Source organism: Streptomyces sp. NBC_00775, from assembly GCF_036347135.1.
GTDB classification, from domain to species: Bacteria; Actinomycetota; Actinomycetes; order Streptomycetales; family Streptomycetaceae; genus Streptomyces; species Streptomyces lutosisoli.
The window spans coordinates 5,307,257-5,324,016 of sequence record NZ_CP108938.1 but is presented as its reverse complement, the minus strand read 5'-3'; the positions used below and the strand labels follow the sequence as shown (position 1 = coordinate 5,324,016).

The window sequence follows — 16,760 nt, the reverse complement described above, 5'->3', positions numbered from 1 at the left end:
GTGGGGGTGCCCGAATCCTCCATCAAAGACGGGGTGTGGCGGTGGAGGGTTGCCCTTTGCCGTGTGCGGAGGGTTGCCCTTTGCGGTGTGCCGCGGGACCTACAGCGTCGCGTGCGAGTGGTCGGCGGTCGCCAGCGCCCACATCACGAAGACCGCGAGGGCGATGGAGACGATGGACCAGACGGGGGAGTAGGGCAGGAACATGAAGTTCTCGATCAGGTAGAGGGCCGCCAGACCGATGCCGAAGCCGCGGGCCACGTCGAAGCCCTTCAGGATGCCCCAGCCGGTGACCGCGACGAGCACGCCGATGATGAGGTGGATCCAGCCCCAGGTGGTGAGGTTGAACGCGTACACGTAGGTGCCGATGCGGGTGTAGACGTCGTCCTTGGCGATGTTCGAGATGCCGTTGAGCACGCCCACGACGCCGCTGACCATCATCAGGACACCGGCGAAGACGGTGCCGCCCGAGGCCCAGGACGAGCGGGCGGAGGACTCGGGGGCGGGCGGTGCGGTGTTCTGGGCCATGGGGTCTCCTCGGGGCCGGAGTGTCACCCGCAGGTTCGCCCCGGGAGAAGCGCGGTCGCATTCCCGGTGGGCCGAACGGGGGACGCTTTCCGGGCCGGCCGTTCCCCTGCGACGGTCGGTCCGGGAAGCGCACCCCCCTCCGCGTCCCCCTCCGCACCCCTCTCCGTACCTCCCGCCGAACCCCCTCCCGCGGTCGCGGCCGGGCTCAGTCGCCGAGCCGCGCCAGGAACCCCGCCAGCACCCCGTTGAACTCCTCCGCCCGCTCCAGGTTCGGCATGTGGGCCGCCGACCCGATCACGTGCAGCGTGGAGTCGGGGAGCGCCGCGTGCATCGCCTGCGCGTCGGACACCGGGGTGTACTCGTCGTCGGCGCCCACGACGACCAGGGCCGGGACGGTGACCCGGGTCAGCAGCTCGCGGTAGTCGGGGCGTTCGGCCCGGCCCCGCAGGGCGGCCGCCGCGCCCTCGGGCGGGGTCGAGGTCATCATGCGGTGCACATGGGCCGTGACCTCCGCGTCCGCGTACGGCGCGACCATCTTGTGCAGCACCTCGTCGGCGTACCCGCGCATCCCCTCACGCAGCAGCCGGTCCGCCATGTCGTTGCGGGCCTTCTTGCCCTCCGGTGTCTCGGCGGCCGGGAAGGTGTCCGCGAGGACCAGGCCCCGGATCCGCTCCGGGAACTGCCGGTAGCACTCCATGACGATCTGGCCGCCCATGGAGAGCCCGGCCAGCACGAACTCCGCCACCCCCAGCTCGTCCAGCAGCGCCGCGATGTCCTCGGCGAACGTCGAGAGGGGGGTGACCCCGGGGACCACCGGGGAGGCGCCGTAGCCGCGCAGGTCCGGGGCGATCACGCGGCGCTCCGGCGCGAACGCGGCGGTCTGGGGAGCCCACATGGTGTGATCGAAAGGGTGGCCGTGGATCAGGACAAGGGGAAGCGCCGACGAACCGGCGCCCCCTTCGTCCTCGTATGCGAGGAAGGGTGCCATGGCCATGACCCTAGGCTCGCCCAACTCCTCGGTGCAATAAGATCTTTGCTCTCGGTGCAATCCTGTTCCGGGCGCCGGACAGGGGGATCGACATGGTGGAGGACTACCGGCGGATAGCCGACCGGATCGCCGAGGACATCGCCGCCGGGCGGCTCAGGCCCGGTGAACGGCTGCCCCCGCAGCGGGTGTTCGCGCGGCGGCGCGGCATCGCGGGGTCGACGGCCGGGCGGGTGTACGGCGAACTGGTACGGCGCGGACTGGTCGTCGGCGAGGTCGGGCGCGGCACCTTCGTGCGGGCCGCGCCGCTCCCCTCGGGCCGCGCGCTCGCCGAACCGGCGACCACCGCACCGGTCAACCTGGAGCTCAACTACCCCTCCGCGCCCGGCCAGTCGGAGCTCCTCGCCCCCGCCCTGGCCCCGCTGCTGCGCCCCGACGTCCTCGCGGAGTCCCTGCGCACCGCGCCCGCCACCGGCACGGCCGCCGCCCGCGAGGCCGCCGCCGGGCTCCTCGCCGCCCCGGGCTGGCGCCCTGCCCCGTCCCGGCTGACCTTCGCGGGCAACGCCCGTCAGGCCATCGCCGCCGCGCTCGCCTCCCTCGTACGGCCCGGGGGCCGCGTCGGCATCGAGTCCCTGACGTATCCCCTGGTCAAGGAGATCGCGAACCGTCTTGGCATCACGCTGGTCCCGCTGCCCATGGACGCGGAGGGGCTCCGCCCGGAGGCGGTCACGGCCGCACACCGTTCGACACCGCTGTCCGCCGTGTACGTCCAGCCGACCCTGCACAACCCGACGTCGGTGACGATGGGGGAAGCGCGACGGCACCAACTGGCGGCCACGGCAAGGGCGTTGGACCTCCCACTCGTCGAGGACCGCATCTGGTCCTTCCTCCACGAGGGCCCCCTCGACCCCCTCGCCGCGTACGCGCCCGAGCGCACGTATGTCGTCGACGGTCTCTCCAAACGTGTCGCCCCGGGCCTCACGGTCGGTTTCCTCGTCGCGCCGGAGGGACGGGTCGAGCAGGCGGCGGCGGCTCTCCGCTCGGGCGCGTGGACCGCGAGCCGGTTCGCCCTGGAGGCGGCGGTGCGCTGGATCGCCGACGGCACGGTGGAGCACCTGGTCCGCGCCAAGCGCGCGGACGCGGCGCACCGCCAGCGCCTGGTCGCCGAGCATCTGCGCGGGTACACCGTGCACTCCGACCCGCACGGGTATTACGCCTGGTGGGAGCTGCCGTACCCGTGGCGCGCCGACACCTTCGCGGCGGCCGCGGCGGAGCGGGGGATGGCGATCACCCCGGGGTCCGCCTTCACCGTTCCGGTCCTCGGCACGCGCGCCGAGGACTGCGTCAGGCTCGGACTCGCGTCGACTGCTCCGCCGGAGCTTGCGCAAGCTCTCCGGACGCTCGCCGGTATCGCGCGTACGCGCCCGTGAGCACGGCGGTCAGGGACACCGCGAGGCCCAGGGCCAGCAGCAGCCAGGAGACGAACCGGAGGGTTTCCGTGAGGGCGTCGTACACCGCGCCCGCGGCCGTCCGGGACACGTCGGGCGGCAGATCGGCGAGGGTGAGCCGGCGCCCCACGGCGACCGCGACGCCGAGGAACGCGGCCCCCAGCGCGGTGCCGAGCCCGGTCGCCAGGACCGCCCGGCGGCGGCACACCGCGACGAGGATGCCCGCGAGGGCGAAGACGACCGCGCCGACCGGCAGCCAGAAACCGGCGACTTCGAGCACGTGGAACCCCTTCCGGAGCTGGGCCAGATCCTCGGCCGCGAGCACCGTGATCTCGGTGTGCTCGACGGGGATCCGGTTCGCCAACGGCATGTGGTCATCGGCGAGTTGACGCTTGACCCGTTCGGTGACGGGCGCGAGGTCGACGGTCACCGCGCCCTCGCGGTCCTCGCGCAGCGCCCGCATCACGGCGTCGTGCGCGGCCATGTTCGCGGCCTGCCACGCCGTGCGGTACGCCTCGGTCTCGGTGAAGGAGCGCACCGCGTCCCGCACGAAGTGGTTCACCGGGCCCTGCAACCGCGGCCGTACGTGGACCTCGCGCAGGATGCCGTCCGTGACGCCGGACGCGATCGCGTCCCGTACGTCGGTGTCGGAGGCGAGCGGCGCCATCGTGGCCTCGTACCGCCCGGAGTCGCCGAGCCCGTACATCGCCCAGGTCGACAGCGCGCCGAGCGGCGCCAGCAGGCAGGCGAACACGATCAGCACGGCCGACAGAGCGCTCCGGACACCTTGGGACACCCCACCAGGCAAAGCCCCCCGGCCCTCCCGTGCGAGCGGTGTGACTGCATATGGGCGCATACGACAAGCCGAACGGGGACCCCCAAACCCCAGTAACCACACGGGCCCCACGCTCTCCGGTGGAGCGCTCACCCGAACGGGTGTTACCTGGATCTGGGGAGAAGGAGGCCGATATGCGCGAAACCCCGGCCCTGCGGACCCTTGCCGCGGCCCTGTTCACCGGCGGCGTTCTCACCGCGGCGGCGGTGGGCACCCCGGCGGCTGCGGCTCCGTCGGCGCACACCTCCGGTGGCGGCGGCTCGAACAGTCCGGTATGGGGCACTGTCGTCTCCCGCGGCGATCTGAACCTGCGGTTGCAGCCCACCTCGAACTCGCCGGTCGTCGGCAGGCTCTCACCGGGCACCCAAGACCGCGTCGAGTGCGTGGTGACGGGACAGAGCGTCTTCGGCGACTCCGACTGGTACTGGCTCGTGGGCGCGCACGCCTGGGCCAGCGCCGCCTTCGTGGACACCGGCCGGCAGTGGGTGCCGAGCTGCTCGGACCCGTGCCCGGACTCGAACGACGGGTACTGGAACAACTCGAACGGGAACGACAACTCCGGCTGGAACGGCGGCTCCGGCGGGAGCAACAACTCCAACTGGAATGACGACAAATCCAGCTGGAACAACGACAACTCGTCCTGGAACTCCGACCCCTGCAACGACCCCGGCTGGAGTTCCTCCGGCTCGGGCACCTGGAGCTTCAGCATCTCCGGCTCGTGGAGCTGGAGCCTGACCGGCTCCTCTTCCAGCTCCTGGGACTGGGTCCCAGGAGGCAGGTGAGTAGGTGAGTGAGGGAGACGCACGAGGCCCCGGCATTCTGCCGGGACCTCGTGCGCCGTTTGTCTCCACCGGGCGTCAGTGCGGATGGGGGTGCCCCTCCGCGTCCTCGTGCGTGTAGTAGCGGTAGAAGGCAACCGCGAACACGCCCGCCGCGACCCCCAGCGCCATGAGCGTGGACCGCAGGACGGAGGCGCCGGTCTGGGCGTACAGGAACCCGAACGAGATGCCCGCGAACGCCATCCACAGCACCGCGTGCAGCTCGCGGCGCATGTGCGGCGCCAGCATGCGTACGCCGACGTAGAGCGCCGCCACAGCGATGGCGCACACGAAGCCGAACAGGACGTTCCAGCCCGTGATCGGGCCGCCGTCGCGGTTGATCGCCGCGGCCCAGAAGCCGTAGATGAGCCCGCCGACGACGGGTACCGCCACCTTCGCGACGGCGTGGACCTGTGGTCCGAAGACGTCCGGCGTTACGTCAGCAGATGATGTCGTACGTGATGTGGGTGCCGCGTGAGCCATGGGAGGCTCCTCTCTCCTCGCCCCGCCTTCCAGGGCACACCTCGCCGGGGCGCCTGGCAAGTCGGGATGCGGCGGTCCTGACCCCGTGTTTCGCTGAGCCTCATGAAGCTCGTACTCTTCGGCGCCACCGGCATGGTCGGCAGCCGTATCGCCACGGAGGCATCGGCGCGCGGACACCAGGTCGTGGCCGTGAGCCGCTCCGGGCAGTCCCCGATCCCCGGGGTCACCGCGACGGCGGCGGACGCCTCGGACCCGGCGAAGGTGGCGGAGCTGGCGGCGGGCGCGGACGCGGTGGCCTCGGCCTGCGTGCCGCCCAGGGACGGCTCCGACCCGCGCGAGCCCTTCCTCGCGATCAACAGGGCGCTGGTGGAGGGCGTACGGCAGGCCGGCGTGCGGCGGCTCCTGGTCGTCGGCGGCGCCGGCAGCCTGGAGATCGCGCCCGGACAGGCGGTGGCCGACCAGCCCGGCTTCCCCGAGGCCTACCTCCCGGAGGCCCTCGCCCACCGCGACGCCCTCGCCTACTACCGCACCGTCGACGACGGCCTCGACTGGACCTACGTCTCGCCCGCCGCCGAGATCGCCCCCGGCGAACGTACGGGCACCTTCCGTATCGGCGGCGACCGGATGCTCACCGACGACCACGGCAACAGCCGGATCAGCGCCGAGGACTACGCGATCGCCTTCGTCGACGAGCTGGAGAAGGACGCCCACCCGCGCGCCCGGATGTCGGTCGCGTACTGACGAGCCGATGACGAGGCCGAGGCCGAAGCCGGGGCCTGGGCGGTACGGCGCGGCGGGCGGCCGGAGATCCCTGCTCGGCTTCCGGCCGCCCACCGCACGGCCGGATGCCGTCCAGCGGCAGAAGCTGCTGCGGGTGGGCGGCCGCAGCGTCGCGTGGCTGCCGCCGCTGCTGCTGCTCGTCACCATCGCGCTGCTCGACTGGAACACCGCCGGCGAGTTCCGGATCGTCTCCTGGATCGTGCTGGTGCCCGGTATCGCGGCGGCGATCTGCGGGGTCTCGGGCACGGCCGTGCTCGCGGTGCTCTCGCTGATCGCCTATGTCCTCGTGGACACGTCCTGGCCGAGCCAGTACCAGACGGGCCTGCCCGACTTCATCCTCGTCGCCGTCGGCGGCATCCTCGCGACCCTCGCCTGCGCGGTCCGGGTCCGCGGCGAGCAGCGCATGCTGCACATGCGGGACGTCGCCGAGACCACCCGGCGCACCCTGCTGCGCCCGCTGGCCCCGGGCTGGGGCGACCTGGACCACGCGGCCGTGTACCTCGCCGCCGACAGCGAGGCCCGCGTCGGCGGCGACTTCTACGACATCCAGCCGGGCCTGCACGGCACCCGCGTCCTGCTCGGCGACGTCCAGGGCAAGGGGCTAGGGGCGGTGGAGGCGGCGGCCGCGCTGCTCGGCACGTTCCGCGAGTCGGCGTACCACGAACCCCGGCTCCACACGGTCGCCGACCGCCTGGAGGTCCGGATGCTGCGGCACGTCCGCTACTGCGCGGCGATCGGCCGCGACGACGGAGACCGCTTCGCCACGGGCATCCTGGTCGGTTTCCCCGAATCCGCCGCCACGGACACCGTCGAGGTCATCAACTTCGGTCACGAACCCCCGCTCGTGATCGCCCCCGACGGCGTACGGTCGCTGCCGTCCGGCGACGGACTCCCGCTCGGGCTCAGCGAGTTGACGTACGACCCGCCGCCCCTGCTGCGCGTCCCGCTGGCCCCCGGCGAGACCCTGCTCCTGGTCACCGACGGCGTGACCGAGGCCCGCGACGCGGCGGGCGTCTTCTTCCCGCTCCGCGACCGGGTCGCCCAGGCCCTGGCCGAGGACCCACGCACCGCCGAACCGCACCACCTGGTCCAGTTCGTCCGCGACGGCACCCTGCTGCACGCCGGCGGTCATCTGGTCGACGACACAACGATCTTCGCCGTACGACGCCCGGAGCGCACGGAGGCGGAGAGGCATACGGGGAGAGAGACATAGGGGGAGGCGCAGGGAAGCCGGGAGGGGCCGGTAGCCATAGCAGGGCGTTCGCGATCCTCGCGTCCCCCCTTTGCACCCGCAGCGGCTACGGTGCTGACGTACCTGATCGATGGGGGAGGGAACCTATGCCCGGAACCGTGCTGCTCCTCGCGGCCTCACCGGTGGGCAAGGGGTGTCTGGTGGACGCGGCGTCCGTGCTCCCCGTACTGGCGGCGGTGTCGCCCGCGGTGCTGTCGGGCACCGACACCGCGAACGTCGTGGAACTGGCCGACCCGCTGGAGCCGCAGGCGGTCCTCACCCGGCTGCGCGCGGCGGCGACGGCCCCCGGCCCGCTCACGGTGTTCGTGACCGGCCAGCTCCAACTGGACCGCCGCCAGCACCTGCCCCACCTCGCCCTCGCCCGCACCACCCCGGCGACGGTCCGCTACACCGCCTTCCCCTGGCACTGGATCACCGAGGAACTCCGGCTGCGCCCGCCGGGCACGACCACCCTCTTCGTCGACCTGCACGCCGACGCGGAGACCTGGGACCACCTCATCGCCCACCCCCTGACGGCGGGCCCGTCCGCCTCCCTCTACGGCAGGATCGCCCCGCCCCCGCCCCGCCGCACGGTGGCGGCACCGGCATACATGAGAGCCGTGGCCACCATCCTCCGCAGCGGCTGGCGCCCCCCGCTCCCACAGCTCCATCAGCAGGCGCTGACACGGGTGATGGGCGAGGACGGCCGTACGGACCTGGTGCTGACGCCGGGTACACCGGCGGTGCCCCCGCAGCCGCGTACGCCCACGCCGACGGCACCCCCGCCGCTACCGGCCCAGCCACCCGTGGCTCCGGCCGACCCCCACGAGTCCATCTCCGCCGCCGTCCAGGCCGGCCGGCACGGGGAGGCCGCCGCGCTGGCCGGACAGTGGGAGCAGCAGGCCCTTCGTACGTACGGGCCCGCCTCGGAACAGGTGCTGCACTGGATGGAGGTCCGGGCGGACCTGGCGATGTTCGCGGGGGACCCGGTCCTCAGCTGCCGTACCTGGCTGACGATCGCGACCACACGGATGAACGCCGGCCAGGCCCCCGACTCCCCGGCCGTGGAGTCGGCCGTGGACCGGGCCCACCACCAGTGGGGCCGCATCGACGACACGGCACGGGCCCGTGAACTGGGGCCCGCGCTGGCCGACTTGAGGCTGAACGTGCCGGGCCGCCGGCAGGGCGCGCTGGACCACGTCCAGCAGCATCTGCTCCAACTCCAGACGCAGGCTTGAGGAACCAGTTCACCCCTCAGGTTCAGTTCCAGGAGAGGCGCTGACCGTCGGGGCCCACGTGGCGGCGGAGGCGGTCAGAAGTCGGATCGCCTGCCGCGCGCCAAGTGAAGCCGGCCTCAGCTGGTGAACCTCAGCTGGTGAAGATGAAGTACTTCCAGGCGCCGTGCGTCGTGGAGTTGACGGTGTCGCCCGACGAGGCGTTGATGTACGAGTCGCGGACCCGGAACCGGTAGCCGGTCGGCGGGGTGCCGGTCACGGTGACCGCCGACTTGCCGGACGAGCTGAGCGCGAAGTACTCGGTGCCCGTGGTCTGCCAGGAGCCCTGGGTGTACACCTGGATCTGGAGGCGCTGCTTGCGGCCCGGGTACGCCGTCATCGTGGTGGTGAAGACGGGGTCCTTGGACTGGTGGAAGTAGTAGTACGTGTGGCTCCAGGCCGACTTGGTCTTGTAGTGACCGCTGACCGCCGTGGAGACCTTCACGTGGGCGCCGACCGTGCTGGTCGCCGTCTTCGGCTTGTAGCGCGCGTCGCCCGCGAACTTCGCCGTGATCTTCGCGTCACGGGTCAGGTCGAGGGTCACCGACAGATTGCCGGACGAGTTGACCGTGCCCGACTTCACCAGCTTGTTGGGCTTGTCGGAACCGTACGGGTCGGACCAGATCTCGACCTTGCGGTTCTTGTACGTCGTCCCCAGGTGCGCCGTGAACTTCACGTCGGCGCCGTACGCGTACACCTTGCCGTTGTTGTTGAGCGACAGGGTGGTCGCGGCGCGCGAGACCTCCACCGTGTCGGAGCCGGAGCCCGCCGAGTGGTCCGCGTCGCCCGCGTACTTCAGCGTGTACTTGACCTTGCCGCCGGCGGGCGGGGTGTCGGTGAAGGAGTACGTGCCGTCGGACTTGACCGTCGTCGAGGCGAGGGCCTTGCCGCTCGGCGACTCCAGGTCGGTGCGGGTGACCGTGAGCTTGGCGCCCGTCGGGAGCGCGAGCTTGGAGGTGACCTTGCCCTTGACGGTGAGCTGCTTGGCGCGGGTGGCGGTGGCCGGGGCGTCCACGGTGATGGCGGTGGCGGCCTTGGTCGGGTCGGTCAGGACGCGCAGCGAGTAGACGCCCTCGCTGTTGGACGTCACCGCGAACAGCCGGCTGTCGTCCGGCGCCCAGGCCAGTCCCGAGGTGGCCAGCAGGTCGGAGCCCGAGGTCTGGCCCGTGTTCGGGAAGTCGTAGTCGCGGACCGAGGTGGTGGTGCCCGGCCGGTACACGTACACGTCCGGCTCGTACGAGCCGTCGATGCCCGCCGCGACCGCGCCGTCCGGAGCGATCGCCACGGAGTTGGGGTACGCGTCGCTGGCGTACTTGCCGTCCGCGGTGAGGTCGGAGGTCTTGAACACCTGGTGGTAGTACGGCGATCCGCTGGCCACGACGACGTGCTGGGCGTCCGGGGTGACCTGGAGCTCCCCGAAGCTGCCGCTGCCGTTGCCCGTCGCGGTGCGGGTGGCGGTGCCCGAGGAGACGTCGTACACGCCGAGGCGGTCGCTCTCGCCGCCGACCAGGAGGTTCGAGCCGGGCGCGGCGTCGAGCATCGGCGCGTTGTACCAGAAGACGTTCGGGTCCTGGTCGAGCGTGACCACGGGCTGCTCGCCGGAGAGGTCGAGCGAGCCGATGTTGCCGCCCCCGGAGGCGCCGTAGCCGAACCAGAGCTTGCCGCCGGCCAGGGCGACGCTCTGCGGGTAGTGGCCGTCGCCGGTCGCGTAACGGGCGGACTCCGTCTGCGTGGTGGTGTCGATGGCGACCACCGCGTCGGCGTCGCGCACCGCCGCGTACAGCGTGTTCGAGTCGGCCGACAGTTCCATGCCGATGACACCCGGCAGGGAGGTGATCTGCTTGACGACGGTTCCGGCGTAGTCGGTGACCACGATCTTGCCGTTGGACGGGTCGCTGACGAAGACGTGCTGGTGGACGCCGTCCACCACGATGTCGGCGGACGACTTGACCGGCAGGCTCTTGCTGGAGTCGGCGGCGGCGGTGCCGGCCGTGCCGATGGCCAGGGCGGCGGAGCTGAAGACGACCGCGAACGCCGTGGCGATGGGAAGAGTGCGCATACGCACGCTGATTCGAACCCCCCGGAACGAAAAAGACGAAGGAGATGTGGGCGCCGGGCAGGAGGCGGCCGTGCGGGACCATGCCGGACCGTGCGGGACCATGCGTGGCCGTGTGGGGCCTGTGTGCCTCGTGTGGCGAGTGAGCGAAGACTAGGTCACGCCACCGACAACGACGCGAGCGCCCCCGACACCAGCGTCCGCACACCCGGCGCGACCGTGCTCAGGTCGGGGGCGAAGAGCGGGCTGTGGTTGCTGGGCACGGTCGCGAGCCGCGCCATGACGTCGTCACCGCCGGGGGTCGCGTTCCAGACGTCGGCCGGGGTGGTCGTCACGAACCAGTAGGAGTACGGCAGTCCGCCCTCCGCCAGCCGGGAGAAGTCCTCGCTGCCCATCGCGGGACCCGGGTCGAGGATCGTCCCGGCGCCGAAGACCTCGCCGTGCACGGCGGCGATACGACGGTCGGTGTCGGGGTCGTTGACGGTCACCGGGAAGCTGCTGCCGACGGTCACCTCGGGCTCGCGCGGGCAGCCGGCCGCCAGGCACTCACCCGCCGCGATACGCCGGATCGCGGCGATCATCCGCTCGCGCACGTCCTCCGACTGCGTACGGAGGTTGAGGGCGATGCGGGCCTCGGACGGGATGATGTTGTGCCGGGTGCCCGCCTCGATCCGCCCCACGGTCAGCACGGCGGAGTCGCGCGCGGCGACCTCCCGGCTGACGACGGTCTGCAGCCGGGTGACGAGGTACGCCGCCGTCACCACGGGGTCGACGGTCGCCTCCGGCCGCGAACCGTGCCCGCCGAGCCCGTGCACGACGATGTCGATGTCGGTGGCGGCGGACATGATCAGCCCCGGGGAGTGGGCGTACAGCCCGGCGGGGCCGGGCGCCGCGTGCTGGGCGAGCAGCACATCGGGCCGCGGAAAGCGCTCGTACAGCCCGTCCGCGACCATGCGGGCCGCGCCCTCGCCCGTCTCCTCGGCGGGCTGCCCGAGCACGACCAGCGTGCCGGACCAGGTGTCGCGTCCCGCCGCGAGCGCGTCGGCGGCGCCCGTCAGCCAGGTGACGTGCAGGTCGTGACCGCAGGCGTGCATGACTCCGGCGGTTTCGGAGGCGTACGGCAGCCCGGTCTCCTCGGTGACGGGCAGCGCGTCCATGTCGGCGCGCAGGAGCACGGTGGGCCCGTCGCCGTTCCGCAGCACGCCCACGACTCCCGTGCCGCCCACGCCGTCGGCGGTCTCGTACCCGGCCTTCCGCAGCCGTTCCGCGAGGAGGGCCGCCGTCCGGTGTTCTTCCAGCGACAGCTCGGGATGGCGGTGCAGATCCCGGTAGAAGTCCTCCAGGGCGGGGACCGGGAGGTCGGCGGTGAGGTCCAGCGCGGTGCGGGCGGCGGAAGAGGTCACGGGGCCAGGGTAGGAGAGATGCCGCCGAGGGGCGCGGGGGCGTGTGCGGCGGAATGCGGCTCCGCCGCGCGGGCCGGGCCCGCGTTCGCCGCCGTGACCAGTGCCGCGACCGCGATGACGGCCGCACCGAACCCTCTGGAGTAGCGCGCGAAAATACGTCGGAACACGGCGACCTCGCAGCAACAGCGCAGTATTAAGCGGGCTTAATCCGTCGCTTAACGTAGGGGCTCCCGGCATCAAAGGGCAAGAGGGCCCTGGGGAGTTGGACGATAGTCAAGAGTTGACCGAACGTAAGTCGACTTAATGGCATGCTTAATACATGGCGGAGCGTGACGGCCCGGAGATCATCGGGCGCAGGGTGCAACAGCTGCGTACGGAACGCGGGTTGACGCAGAAGCAGCTGGCGGAACCCGCGTACACGCCCGCGTACATCTCCACCCTGGAGGCCGGCCGGGTGCGGGCCTCCGAGCTCGCGCTGCGGCACATCGCCGACCGGCTCGGGATCGCCTACGAGGAGCTCACCACCGGCCGCCCCGCCCACCTCGCCACCGACCTCCGGCTCCGCCTGACCGACGCGCAGCGCACGCTCGCCACCGGTGAGGCCGAGGTCGCCGCCGAGCAGTACACCGGTCTGCTCGCGGAGGCGGACGCGCACGGGCTGGTCGCCGAGCAGGCCGCCGCGCTGCTGGGGCTCGGTGAATGCGCCCTGGAGACGGGCGACCTGGCCACGGCGCGTGAGCGGTTCGAGGAATCGGAGCGCAGGACCGGCGACGCACCGCTCCCGCAGCGCGTGCCCGCCGTGCGCGGACGGGCCGTCTCCCACTACCTCGCCGGTGAACTCCGTTACGCCTGCTACCTGTTCGAGTCCACGCTCGATGAGCTCAACCGGACAGGGCTGCACGATCCGGACGCCCTCCTGCTCCTCTACACGGGTGTCATAGCGCCCTACATGGACATGGGCGCGCACGCCCGGGCGGCCCAGGCGGCCGAGTTCGCGCTGGCCCTGGCCCCCCAGGTCGGCGACCCGGCGCTGGTCGCCCGCATGCACCGCTCGGTGGCGCGGACGATGATCGCCGAGGGGCGGATGGCCGAGGCCGATGTGTCCCTCGCCAAGGCCGCCGAGCTCTACCGCCAGCTCCAGATCCGTACCGAGCTCGCCAACTGTCACTGGATGCGCGGGTACCTGTACGCCCAGAACGGCGAACTGGAGCGGGCGGAGAGCGAGTTGCGCGAGGCCCAGGCCATGCTCTCCGCCAAGCGGGCCGCCCTCTACACCAGCCAGGTCGCCGTGGAACTGGCCGACGTGCTCCACCGGCGCGGGAAGTCCGACGAGGCCGCGGGGCTGCTCCACGGGGTGCTCGGTGATCTCAGCCCCGAGCGGGGCGCCGTCCACTCGGCCGGGGCGCACCGGCTCCTCGGCATCATCGCGGAGGACGCGCGGGACACGGAGACGGCGGAGGAGCACTACGTACGGGCGATGAGCCTGCTGGAGCGGGCAGGGGCGGCGGGGGACCTCGCGGACCTGTGCCGCCTCCTCGGCGACCTGCTCCGCCGCACCGGCCGCATCGAGGCGGCCCTCGACGCCTACCGCACAGGCCTCGGCCACCGCACGGCCCCCGGCACCACCACCCTGGGCCCGGCCCCGGCCCAGCCCCCGCTCTGACGGGGTGGGGGCGCGTGGGGGCTGGTCCAAAAGATCGCGCAGTTCCCCGCGCCCCTAAAAGGGGCGCGGGGAACTGCGCAATCTTTTAGCGGGGGTCTGGGGGCGCAGCCCCCAGGTACGGGATGGGACGGGTAGGGGCGGCGGGGGCGAAAACCTAGCCGGTCGAGCCCCCCGCGCCCCCACCCGAACCGGCGGTAGCCGTAGGCACGGGCGAGGGTGCCGTTCCCTCGATGTCGATCAGTGAGCCGAGTTGCAGCTGCGCGTACAGCCACTTCGCGTCGGCCGTACGCAGGCCGATCCAGCCGGTGGTGCGGTCGTAGTTGCCGGGAGCCTTCTCGTCGTAGGTGAGTCCGGCGATGTAGTTGGCCGTCCCGTCGGAGGTGCTGAACTCGATGACCCAGGGCACCTTGAGGTCGTACGCGACCTTGTAACCGGCTTCGGTAGCGGGCAGCACCTTGGCGGCCTCCTTGGCGATGACCATCATCCGGCCCGTCCCCGTGGGCGCCCACACGGAGCCGGAGGAGAGCGGCAGCTCCCGCCCTGCGACCGAGATGACACGCCGTGAGAGATCGACCGTGGCGTCGGGCGTCGCCGGAAGGCTCGGCGTGCCGGTCGGGCTGGCGGCCGGCGACGGGCGCCGCTCCGTGTGGCCGCCGCCGAGGTTCACCGCGACGACCAGGGCGAGTGCCACGGCGGCGGAGGCACCCGCCACGGCCACGGTCGTACGCCGGCGCCGCCGACGACGTACCGCCCGGCCGCGGATCTCCGCACCGGACAGCACCGGGAGCGTTTCACCTTCGGCGGCCAACTCCCTGAGGCCCGAGGTGAGTTCATCGGACACGGCCGCCCTCCCTCTCCCCCTCGTCCGCGGAGTCCGTCGAGTCCACCGAGAGCACCCGCGCCAGCGCCGCCCGGCCACGGGACAGCCGGGCCTTGACCGTGCCGACGGGGGCACCGGTTTCGGAGGCTACCTGCTCGACACTCAGGTCGCACAGATGGTGCAGAACCAGGGCCATCCGCTGCGCCTCGGGCAGCGTGCGCAGCGCGGCCACCAGGGCGGTGCGCTCGGGGTCGGGGCCCGGCGTGTGCTCGGGCGGCGGAGTGCGCCGGACCAGCTCCAGCCAGCGGCGCGCACGACGCCAGCGGCTCACCGCGAGCCGCATCGCCACGGTCCGTATCCACGCCTCGGGCGCCCCGTCGGCGAGGAACTCCCGCCGCCGGTCCCAGGCGCGTACGAACGCCTCCTGGACGACATCCTGCGCCTCGCCGTGGTCCCCGGTGAACGCGAAGAGCTGGCCGGTCAACCGGGGGAACGCGGTCGCGTAGAACGCGTCGAACTCTTCCTCGGTCATGCCCCCCGCCGGAGTTTCCGGAATTTCCGCGGCCCGATGCAACCCGGCCGTCCGTGCCGTGCGTACAGGTCCCGTACGTCGCACATCGAAACACACCACAGGGGGATCGCGATGACTACGGGGACCGCGGGGAGCACGGGGAGTACGAGACCAACAGAAGCCAGGCGGCGGCGGATCGGTCGCGCCTGGGGCGCGGCGGCCGTGTGCGCGCTCGCGCTGGCGGGCTGCTCGGCGCGGGCCGTGGCCGACGGGAGCGGGGGCACGAGCGCGGGGACCGGGGCGGACGCGGGCGCGAAGCCGGCCGGCACCGTCACCCTCAACCCCTCACCGAAGCCCACGCCCACGCCCAGCGCCACCTCCACCCCCCTCAAGTCCCTGCGGGGCGCGCGCGTCAACATCGCCGAAGGGCAGACCGTGGGGGTCGGGATGCCCATCTCCGTGACCTTCGACCACGTGATACCGGTCGCCGAACGGGCCGAGGTGGAGCGGCAGTTGAAGGTCACCGCCGAGGTCGAGGGCTCATGGAGCTGGGTCAGGGACCGCAATCTCCTCGACGGGCAGCGCGTCGACTTCCGGCCGCGCGCGTACTGGAAGCCCGGCACGGCGGTCACCGTCAGGGCCGGTGCCGGAATCACTCGCCACTTCACGGTGGGCCGCTCCCTCGTCGCCACGGTCGATGTCCGTACACACACCATGACGGTTGAGAAGGCCGGTTCGACGCGCCGCGTGCCGATCACCGCGGGCGCCCCGGGCATGGACACCTGGAACGGCACGATGGTCGTCTCCGACAAGTCGGCCAAGGTCTTCATGGACTCGCGGACCGTCGGCTACGGCGACTCCTACGCGGGCTATTACTACTACGCCGTCCACCTCACCACCTCCGGCACCTACCTCCACCAGAACCCGAAGGCGAACACGTACGCCGGGCACCAGAACGTCACCCACGGCTGCGTCGGACTCGCCACCGACGGCACGGCGAAGAGGTTCTACGACGAGGTCATCCCCGGCGACGTCGTCACGGTCGTCGGCTCCAAGGACACGGTGGCCGCCGGCAACGGGTACGGCGACTGGAACGTGAGCTGGGAGCAGTGGCGGGCGGGGAGCGCGCTGACATGACACCCGCGAGGAATTCCCGGCGAAGAATTTTCGGCCTTCGTGTCATCCGGGGTGCGAGCGCCGGGAGTTTGAAGGGGTGGAGAGGCGCCCTCCAGCCAGTTTCGGATGTCGTACAACGCGAGGAGTTGTCCGTTCAATGATCCGTTCCATGTCACGGAAGCAGAAGTACCTGGCCGCCACCGCGGTCGCCGTCGCACTGGTGGGGGCGCCCACGGTGTCGTACGCCGCCTCACCGGGGAAGGCGGCGCACGGCACCGACCGGCAGGTCGTCCAGACCGTGAAGTCCGCCGCCAAGCCGGCCGCCAAGCCGGCTGTCAGGAAGTCCCCTTCGGCCCGTGTCGTCGCGCCGGGCGAGCATGTGAAGGTCCCGGGCGGCGCGGAGATCTGGCTCACGGAGGAGGGCAAGTACTGGACGACGCCCGAGTCTCCCGAGCCGCAGTTCCGCAGCGTGGTCGACGGGAACATCGACCTCACCCAGCCCGGTGTGTCGATGCAGACGGAAGGCGTGGACGGCCACTACTTCCTCTCCGGCCTGTACTACGGAGGCAAGGGCACCGCGTCCCGCGTCGAGGTGGAGACCGCGGCCGGGACCGTGCACGGCAAGCTCCTGGAGCTGGCGGGCAGGCCCGGCTGGGGCGTCTGGTACGCCACCGCCGAGGTGCCGGCCGGCGATGACAAGGGCGGCCTCGACTACTTCGACGGCGTCACCGTCTACACCACCCACGGCAAGGTCTACGCCCAGCTGAAGCTCAACTGACCGTGCGGGCGGGAGAGTCGGGTTGTTCAGGTCT

At 72.0% G+C, this 16,760-nt stretch carries 17 protein-coding genes; 8 read left to right on the top strand and 9 right to left on the bottom strand.

Annotated features, from left to right (window positions below):
• Positions 1-99: 99 nt before the first annotated feature.
• Positions 100-525: a DUF7144 family membrane protein gene (locus OIC96_RS23715; protein ID WP_330305898.1), complete on the bottom strand. Its 426-nt coding sequence runs from the start codon at positions 523-525 to the stop codon at positions 100-102.
• A 205-nt stretch (positions 526-730) separates the two neighbouring features.
• A complete protein-coding gene (locus OIC96_RS23710) occupies positions 731-1,513 on the bottom strand; it encodes an alpha/beta fold hydrolase (RefSeq protein WP_330310200.1) in 783 nt (260 codons plus the stop codon).
• Positions 1,514-1,608: 95 nt separating this feature from the next.
• Between OIC96_RS23710 and OIC96_RS23705 the strand changes: the two genes are divergently transcribed.
• The gene (locus OIC96_RS23705) at positions 1,609-2,940 is read left to right on the top strand and encodes an aminotransferase-like domain-containing protein (RefSeq protein ID WP_330310201.1); all 1,332 of its coding nucleotides are present in this window, start codon (positions 1,609-1,611) and stop codon (positions 2,938-2,940) included.
• Here the strand turns inward: OIC96_RS23705 and OIC96_RS23700 are convergent.
• On the bottom strand, positions 2,855-3,754 hold the full coding sequence (locus OIC96_RS23700) for a hypothetical protein (protein ID WP_330305899.1): 900 nt from the start codon (positions 3,752-3,754) through the stop codon (positions 2,855-2,857). The genes OIC96_RS23705 and OIC96_RS23700 overlap by 86 nt on opposite strands.
• 173 nt (positions 3,755-3,927) lie before the next feature.
• Here OIC96_RS23700 and OIC96_RS23695 point away from each other — a divergent pair, with 173 nt between their 5' ends.
• Positions 3,928-4,575 (top strand): SH3 domain-containing protein, encoded by a 648-nt coding sequence (locus OIC96_RS23695; RefSeq protein ID WP_330305900.1) that lies wholly within the window; start codon positions 3,928-3,930, stop codon positions 4,573-4,575.
• Between the two features lie 75 nt (positions 4,576-4,650).
• Here the strand turns inward: OIC96_RS23695 and OIC96_RS23690 are convergent, their stop codons facing one another.
• The gene (locus OIC96_RS23690; protein WP_330305901.1) at positions 4,651-5,094 is read right to left on the bottom strand and encodes a hypothetical protein; all 444 of its coding nucleotides are present in this window, start codon (positions 5,092-5,094) and stop codon (positions 4,651-4,653) included.
• 102 nt (positions 5,095-5,196) lie between these two features.
• Here OIC96_RS23690 and OIC96_RS23685 point away from each other — a divergent pair, with 102 nt between their 5' ends.
• The 3 genes from OIC96_RS23685 to OIC96_RS23675 all read left to right on the top strand — a co-directional run bounded on the left by OIC96_RS23685 (position 5,197) and on the right by OIC96_RS23675 (position 8,343).
• Positions 5,197-5,835: an NAD(P)-dependent oxidoreductase gene (locus tag OIC96_RS23685; RefSeq protein WP_330305902.1), complete on the top strand. Its 639-nt coding sequence runs from the start codon at positions 5,197-5,199 to the stop codon at positions 5,833-5,835.
• 7 nt (positions 5,836-5,842) lie between these two features.
• Positions 5,843-7,087, top strand: coding sequence for a PP2C family protein-serine/threonine phosphatase (locus OIC96_RS23680; RefSeq protein WP_330305903.1), 1,245 nt, complete (start codon positions 5,843-5,845; stop codon positions 7,085-7,087).
• A gap of 125 nt (positions 7,088-7,212) precedes the next feature.
• A complete protein-coding gene (locus OIC96_RS23675; protein WP_330305904.1) occupies positions 7,213-8,343 on the top strand; it encodes a hypothetical protein in 1,131 nt (376 codons plus the stop codon).
• A 130-nt stretch (positions 8,344-8,473) separates the two neighbouring features.
• Here OIC96_RS23675 and OIC96_RS23670 read toward each other — a convergent pair whose 3' ends face one another.
• The 3 genes from OIC96_RS23670 to OIC96_RS23660 all read right to left on the bottom strand — a co-directional run bounded on the left by OIC96_RS23670 (position 8,474) and on the right by OIC96_RS23660 (position 12,005).
• Complete coding sequence (locus OIC96_RS23670) at positions 8,474-10,438, bottom strand: Ig-like domain repeat protein (protein ID WP_406501822.1); 1,965 nt, start codon at positions 10,436-10,438, stop codon at positions 8,474-8,476.
• Between the two features lie 155 nt (positions 10,439-10,593).
• Positions 10,594-11,838, bottom strand: coding sequence for an amidohydrolase (locus OIC96_RS23665; RefSeq protein ID WP_330305906.1), 1,245 nt, complete (start codon positions 11,836-11,838; stop codon positions 10,594-10,596).
• Positions 11,835-12,005: a hypothetical protein gene (locus OIC96_RS23660; protein ID WP_330305907.1), complete on the bottom strand. Its 171-nt coding sequence runs from the start codon at positions 12,003-12,005 to the stop codon at positions 11,835-11,837. The genes OIC96_RS23665 and OIC96_RS23660 overlap by 4 nt, the downstream gene beginning before the upstream one ends.
• 152 nt (positions 12,006-12,157) lie before the next feature.
• Here OIC96_RS23660 and OIC96_RS23655 point away from each other — a divergent pair, with 152 nt between their 5' ends.
• Positions 12,158-13,501 carry a helix-turn-helix domain-containing protein gene (locus OIC96_RS23655; protein WP_330305908.1) on the top strand — a complete coding sequence of 448 codons (1,344 nt, stop codon included), beginning with the start codon at positions 12,158-12,160 and terminating at the stop codon, positions 13,499-13,501.
• Positions 13,502-13,655: 154 nt separating this feature from the next.
• Here the strand turns inward: OIC96_RS23655 and OIC96_RS23650 are convergent, their stop codons facing one another.
• Together OIC96_RS23650 and OIC96_RS23645 are read right to left on the bottom strand one after the other, a co-directional pair.
• A complete protein-coding gene (locus OIC96_RS23650; RefSeq protein ID WP_330305909.1) occupies positions 13,656-14,342 on the bottom strand; it encodes a L,D-transpeptidase in 687 nt (228 codons plus the stop codon).
• Positions 14,332-14,853, bottom strand: coding sequence for a SigE family RNA polymerase sigma factor (locus tag OIC96_RS23645; RefSeq protein WP_327430199.1), 522 nt, complete (start codon positions 14,851-14,853; stop codon positions 14,332-14,334). The genes OIC96_RS23650 and OIC96_RS23645 overlap by 11 nt, the downstream gene beginning before the upstream one ends.
• A gap of 111 nt (positions 14,854-14,964) precedes the next feature.
• On the opposite strand from OIC96_RS23645, the gene OIC96_RS23640 reads away from it, so the two are divergent.
• Together OIC96_RS23640 and OIC96_RS23635 are read left to right on the top strand one after the other, a co-directional pair.
• The gene (locus tag OIC96_RS23640) at positions 14,965-15,969 is read left to right on the top strand and encodes a L,D-transpeptidase (protein WP_330305910.1); all 1,005 of its coding nucleotides are present in this window, start codon (positions 14,965-14,967) and stop codon (positions 15,967-15,969) included.
• 148 nt (positions 15,970-16,117) lie between these two features.
• Entirely contained in the window at positions 16,118-16,726 is a 609-nt protein-coding gene (locus OIC96_RS23635; RefSeq protein ID WP_330305911.1) for a hypothetical protein, read from the top strand.
• The last annotated feature ends 34 nt before the right edge of the window (positions 16,727-16,760 follow it).